The organism is Polaromonas sp., from assembly GCF_030682935.1.
Classification (GTDB): Bacteria; Pseudomonadota; Gammaproteobacteria; order Burkholderiales; family Burkholderiaceae_C; genus Polaromonas.
In genome coordinates this window covers 1-6,520 of record NZ_JAUXNA010000325.1, presented here as the reverse complement: position 1 = coordinate 6,520, position 6,520 = coordinate 1, and the positions used below count along the sequence as shown (strand labels likewise).

The following is a 6,520-nucleotide window of genomic DNA, read 5'->3' as shown; positions in this document are numbered from 1 at the left end:
GGCCGATGATGCCGCCGCCCAGAATCAGCATGCGCTTGGGGACTTCCTTAAGCGCCAGTGCGCCGGTGGAGTCCACCACGCGCGGATCGTTGGGCATGAAAGGCAGGCGCACGGCCTGGCTGCCTGCTGCGATGATGCAATTCCTGAACGCAATGGTTTGCGTTTTGCCGGTTTTCTCTTGCGCGGTGCCGCTGGTTTCTTCAACCTGCACATGGTTGGCGCCAACGAAAGCGCCGTAACCACGCACCACCGTCACCTTGCGCATCTTGGCCATGGCCGCCAGCCCGCCCGTGAGCTTGCCCACGACTTTTTCCTTGTGGCCGCGCAGCATGTCCACGTTGACCGTGGGCGCGCCAAACTCGATGCCCAGCGCGCCAAGGTGACTGACTTCGTCCATCACGGCCGCCACATGCAGCAGGGCTTTGGAAGGAATGCAGCCGACGTTCAGGCAGACGCCGCCCAGCGCGGCGTAGCGTTCGACCAGCACGACCTTGAGGCCAAGGTCGGCCGCGCGGAAGGCAGCCGAGTAGCCGCCGGGGCCAGCGCCCAGCACCAGCAGGTCACAGTCCAGATCGGCCGTGCCGTTGAAGACGGCAGCCGATAGCGCTGATTTTGCTACTGTATTGATAGCTTCTTGCGCAGGTGCGACGGTAGCTGCAGCCTGTTTTTGCCCTGAAATCGGGGCTGAAGCGGCCGCGCCTGCGGCGTCCAGCGTCAGGACCACGGAACCCTGCTTGACCTTGTCGCCGAGCTGGATTTTGAGTTCCCGGACCACGCCAGCGTGCGAGGACGGAATCTCCATCGACGCCTTGTCGCTTTCAACCGTGACCAGGCTTTGCTCGGCCTTGATGGTGTCACCGGCCTTGACCAGCACTTCAATCACGGTCACTTCGTCAAAGTCGCCGATGTCCGGGACTTTGATGTCTATCAAGCTTGTAGCTGCGCTCATTGGGAGGCTTTCAATTGGAGGGTGAATACTTCCATCGGTTGATCCGAATCGGGGCGGCTCATAACAGCACGCGACGGAAGTCAGCCAGTATCTGGCCCAGATAAGCGTTGAAACGCGCAGCGGCAGCGCCGTCAATCACGCGGTGATCCCAGCTCAGGCTGAGCGGCAGCATCAGGCGCGGCTGGAAGGCCTTGCCGTCCCAGACGGGTTCAATCTGGCTCTTGCAGACGCCCAAAATGGCCACCTCGGGGGCGTTGATGATGGGCGTGAAGTAACGCCCGCCAATGCCACCCAGCGACGAAATGGTGAAGCAGGCGCCCTGCATGTCGGCCGGACTGAGCTTGCCGTCGCGCGCCTTCTTGGCGAGTTCACCCATTTCCTGCGATATCTGAAGCACGCCTTTCTTGTCGGCATCCTTGATCACCGGCACCACCAGGCCATTGGGCGTGTCGGCGGCAAAGGCCACATGGAAATATTGCTTGAGCACCAGCTGGTCGCCATCGAGCGAGGCGTTGAACTGGGGAAACTTCTAGAGCGCCGCCACCGAGGCCTTGATCAGGAAGGCCAGCATGGTGAGCTTGACGCCAGCCTTTTCGTTTTCCTTGTTCATCTGGACGCGGAACGCTTCCAGTTCGGTGATGTCGGCATCATCGTGGTTGAAAACGTGCGGAATCATCACCCAGTTGCGATGCAGATTGGCGCCGCTGATCTTTTTGATGCGTGACAGCGGCTGGCGCTCGACCGGGCCGAACTTGGTGAAGTCCACCTTGGGCCATGGCAGCAGGTCCAGCCCAACGCCGCCACCGGCAGCTGCAGGTGCGGGAGCTTTGGCCACCTGCGCCTCGGTGCGGATGGCGCCCGTCATCACAGCCTTGGTGAAGGCCTGGACATCATCCGGCGTGATGCGGCCCTTGTAGCCCGACCCCTTGATTTCGGCCAGCGGAACGCCGAGTTCACGGGCAAATTTGCGTACCGACGGCGAGGCGTGCGGCAAATCGCCGCGCGGTGCGACCATGGGCTCATGGGCTGGCAGCAGCGCTGCAGGCGCGGGTGCAAACGCAGCTGACGCTGCCGCCGGTGCGGCTGCAGCCGCAACCATGGCTGGGGGGGCAGCGGCCACAGGCGCCACCGAGCCTTCCAGAATGGCCAGCAAGTCCCCAATATTGACGATGTCGCCCAGCTTGACCTTGAGCTCCTTGAGCACACCGGCGGCCGATGACGGAATTTCCATGGAGGCTTTGTCAGACTCGACCGTGATCAGTGACTGCTCGGCCTTGATGCTGTCGCCGGGCTTGACCAGAATCTCGATCACCGAGACATCCTTGACGTCGCCAATGTCCGGCACACGCACTTCTACGGGGCCGCTGGCGGCGGCTACCACTGGCACCGCAGCAGCAGCAGGTGCGGCAGGCGCTGGCGCCTGTTGTGGGGCCGGAGCCGGAGCGGACGCAGCCTCAGCCCCCGCCACTTCCAGCGTCAGTACGACGGAACCCTGCTTGACCTTGTCGTCGAGCTTGACCCTGATGTCCTTGACCACGCCCGCGTGGCTGGACGGAATTTCCATCGAGGCCTTGTCGGACTCGACCGTGATCAGCGACTGCTCGGCCTTGACGGTATCGCCGGGCTTGACCAGCAATTCAATCACCGTCACTTCGTCGAAATCCCCAATGTCGGGAACTTGAATATCTATCAATGCCATGCTGTTTGTCTCCGTTTGCTTGCGTCTTGAGCTGAAAGTTTTACGTCAAGCGTAAAGCGGATTGATCTTGTCGACATTGATGCCGTACTTCTGAATCGCTTCAGCCACCTTGGCAACCGGCACGGTGCCCTCTTCACTCAGCGCCTTCAGGGCAGCCACCACAATGTAGTGGCGGTTGATCTCGAAGTGCTCGCGCAGCTTGCTGCGGAAGTCGCTCCGGCCAAAGCCGTCGGTACCCAGCACCTTGTAGCTACGACCCTTGGGAATGTAGGAACGGATCTGCTCGGCATACGCCTTCATGTAGTCGGTTGACGCCACCACCGGGCCGGTGTGGTGTTCGAGTTGCTCGCCGACAAAGGACACGCGCGGCGCCTCCAGCGGGTGCAGCAGGTTCCAGCGCTCGGTGTTCTGGCCATCCCGGGCCAGTTCATTGAAGCTCGGGCAACTCCAGACATCGGCGGCAACGCCCCAATCACTTTCGAGCAGGACCTGCGCCGCAATCGATTCGCGCAGGATGCTGCCGGAGCCCAGCAACTGCACGCGCGGCGCGGCAGACTCGGCCGGGCCGGCATTGCACAGGTACATGCCCTTGATGATCTGCTCTTCGGTGCCGGCTTTGAGGCCGGGCATGGCGTAGTTTTCATTGAGCAGCGTGATGTAGAAGTACACGTTGTCCTGCTTTTCCACCATGCGCTTGAGGCCATGGTGCAGGATGACGCCCACTTCATGCGCAAAGGTGGGGTCGTAGCTGATGCAGTTGGGAATGGTGCCGGCCATGATGTGGCTGTGACCGTCTTCATGTTGCAGGCCTTCACCGTTCAGCGTGGTGCGGCCCGACGTGCCGCCCAGCAGGAAGCCGCGCGCCTGCATGTCGCCCGCAGCCCAGGCCAGGTCGCCCACGCGCTGAAAGCCAAACATGGAGTAGTACACGTAAAACGGGATCATGATCCGGTTGTTGGTGCTGTACGAGGTGGCCGCTGCAATCCAGCTGCTCATGCCGCCGGCTTCGTTGATGCCTTCCTGCAGGATCTGGCCCTTGGCGTCTTCCTTGTAATACATCACCTGGTCTTTGTCGACCGGGGTGTACTTTTGACCTTCGGGGTTGTAGATGCCGATCTGGCGGAACAGGCCTTCCATGCCGAAGGTGCGGGCCTCGTCGACCAGAATCGGCACCACGCGCGGGCCCAGTGCCTGGTCACGCAGCAACTGGGTAAGAAAACGCACATAAGCCTGGGTGGTCGAGATTTCGCGGCCTTCGGCGGTCGGGTCCATCACGGACTTGAAGGTTTCTATCGCTGGCACCGTGAAACTCTCGTCGGCCTTGGTCCGGCGGTGCGGCAAGTAGCCGCCAAGCGCCTTGCGGCGCTCGTGCAGGTAACGCATCTCGGGGGTGTCGTCGGCCGGCTTGTAAAACGGAATATCGGCCAGTTGGCTGTCAGGAATCGGGATATTGAAACGGTCGCGGAAGGCCTTGACGTCCTCGTCCGAGAGTTTTTTGGTCTGGTGAACGTTGTTTTTGCCTTCGCCAATCTTGCCCATGCCAAAACCCTTGACGGTCTTGATCAGCAGCACCGTGGGCTGGCCGGTGTGATTGACTGCCGAATGGAAGGCCGCATAGACTTTCTGTGAGTCGTGCCCCCCACGGCGCAGAGCGAAGATGTCGTCGTCGCTCATTTTGGCGACCATCTCGAGCGTGCGCGGGTCGCGGCCAAAGAAATGCTTGCGCACATAGGCACCGTCGTTGGCCTTCATGGCCTGGTAGTCGCCGTCCAGCGTGTCCATCATGACCTTGCGCAAGGCACCATCCTTGTCGCGGGCCAGCAGCGGATCCCAGTTGCTGCCCCACAGCAGCTTGATCACATTCCATCCGGAGCCACGGAATTCACCTTCAAGCTCCTGAACAATCTTGCCGTTGCCGCGCACCGGGCCGTCAAGCCGCTGCAGGTTGCAGTTGATGACGAACACCAGGTTGTCGAGCTTTTCACGCGCGGCCAGACCGATGGCACCCAGGCTTTCGACTTCGTCCATCTCGCCGTCGCCGCAAAACACCCAGACCTTGCGGTTTTCAGTGTTGGCAATGCCGCGGGCGTGCAGGTATTTCAGGAAACGTGCCTGGTAAATGGCCATCAAGGGGCCCAGGCCCATGGACACCGTAGGAAACTGCCAGAATTCGGGCATCAGCTTGGGATGCGGGTAGCTTGAAAGACCCTTGCCATCGACTTCCTGGCGGAAGTTGAGCAGTTGCTCCTCAGTCAGGCGGCCTTCAAGGTAAGCACGGGCGTAAACACCGGGCGACACGTGGCCCTGAATGTAGAGGCAGTCGCCGCCATGGCCTTCGCTTTCAGCGTGCCAGAAATGGTTGAAGCCCGCGCCAAACAAGCTGGCCAGCGAGGCAAACGAGCCGATGTGGCCGCCGAGGTCGCCGCCATCGGCGGGATGCAGACGGTTGGCCTTGACCACCATGGCCATGGCATTCCAGCGCATGTAGGCACGCAGTCGCGCCTCAATTTCGAGGTTGCCGGGGGAGCGCTCTTCCTGGTCGGTCTCAATGGTGTTGACATAGCCCGTAGTGGCGGAAAAAGGCATGTCTATGCTTTTCTGGCGGGCATGTTCCAGCAGTTGCTCGAGCAAAAAGTGGGCGCGTTCGGGACCTTCACTTTCAATCACCGCCGACAGCGCATCCATCCACTCACGGGTTTCTTGCGTGTCTTTGTCCTGGATATCGCTGGCAGCAGCGCGTGAGTTGTCCGCGCCCGCCTCGTTGAAATTAGCAGCCATTTTTGTCTCCTGAATAACGCTTATAAACCGGCATCTTCGCCCCATGGGAGACAGACGCAATTCATGCATTCAGCCCGTATTTAAACGTAAATCAAATGCAAGCGTCCAGTTTCTCATAATATTTCTACAATTTCAAATTACGATTTATGTTTTCATTATGCGAAATAATTTGATGCAAATAGACTGCAAATTGCGCTAAAGAGCGAGCTATGCGGACCCGAGGTCCCGCAGAAGGCTCAGGGTGAATCCTGTTTCCTCACACGCATCTCACTTAAACTTCAAAGTTTCCTTATGTCCAAGCAAGCCCTCCCTCCTCCTGACGTCTCGCCCAGCCCCGAGCCCTTGGGTTTGTGGCGCCGCTGGTGGCGCATGCAGTCACCCTCGCGGCAAGACCGTTTCATCACACTGGGTCCGCTGCTGGCCGTGGTGCTTTTTCTGGCCGCCGTCATTGCGGCTTTCGGCTACCTGCGCATTGAAGAGATAGACCGCGAGCAGCAAGCCGTTTCGCGCGACGTGGAGTACGCCCAGCAGCGCCTGCGCTTGCGCCTGCTTGAGCGACAGGAACAGCTCATGCGCATCGGCCGTGATGTCTCCAACAAAGAGATCGACGCCGAAGGATTCATTCTTCAGGCCGAAGCGCTGGTCAATCAGTACCCGGAGTTGATGGCCGTGAGCTGGGTCGACGGCAAACGGCGTATCAAGCTCGCCTACGTATCGCCCAGCGCCAGCACCAGCCAATTGCGCACCACGGGGGAGCAACTCAAGCCGGGTGAGACTGCCGGCACCTATGATCTGGCCAGGGACCTGCGGCAACCCGTTTACTCACGCCCCCTGGTGGCCCGGAGCAGCAGCGGCTACAACGCGGCCAGCCTGCAGTTGCAAGTGCCGCTGGACGACCAGGGGAAATTCGATGGCGTCATCATCGGTGAATACGCCATCGACGGACTGCTGCGCTTTGGCGTTCCCACCGAGGTCACGGCCAAATATGCAGTGACCCTGGTGGACGATAAAAACCTGGTGCTGGCAGGCAACCCGCCGCCACCGCGCAGCCGTGCAGCGCGCCTGCTTCCCTGGTCTGACAGTGCGGCAGCCTA

At 60.5% G+C, this 6,520-nt stretch carries 2 protein-coding genes and 2 pseudogenes; 1 reads left to right on the top strand and 3 read right to left on the bottom strand.

Annotated elements, in window-relative coordinates:
- From Q8K05_RS15215 to aceE, 3 genes and pseudogenes are all read right to left on the bottom strand, one after another.
- Positions 1-949: FAD-dependent oxidoreductase (locus Q8K05_RS15215; RefSeq protein WP_305247471.1), on the bottom strand; the 949-nt coding region annotated here is incomplete at its 3' end.
- Positions 950-1,007: 58 nt separating this feature from the next.
- Positions 1,008-2,648: pseudogene (gene aceF / locus Q8K05_RS15210) on the bottom strand (dihydrolipoyllysine-residue acetyltransferase).
- Positions 2,649-2,693: 45 nt separating this feature from the next.
- Complete coding sequence (gene aceE / locus Q8K05_RS15205) at positions 2,694-5,426, bottom strand: pyruvate dehydrogenase (acetyl-transferring), homodimeric type (RefSeq protein WP_305247470.1); 2,733 nt, start codon at positions 5,424-5,426, stop codon at positions 2,694-2,696.
- Between the two features lie 291 nt (positions 5,427-5,717).
- Here aceE and Q8K05_RS15200 point away from each other — a divergent pair.
- Positions 5,718-6,520: pseudogene (locus Q8K05_RS15200) on the top strand (PAS domain-containing sensor histidine kinase); the annotation flags it as partial.

What these genes read in the sequence shown, in the direction of transcription:
- aceE (WP_305247470.1), bottom strand. Translation starts at nt 5,426, where the DNA reads ATGGCTGCTAATTTCAACGAGGCGGGCGCGGACAACTCACGCGCTGCT.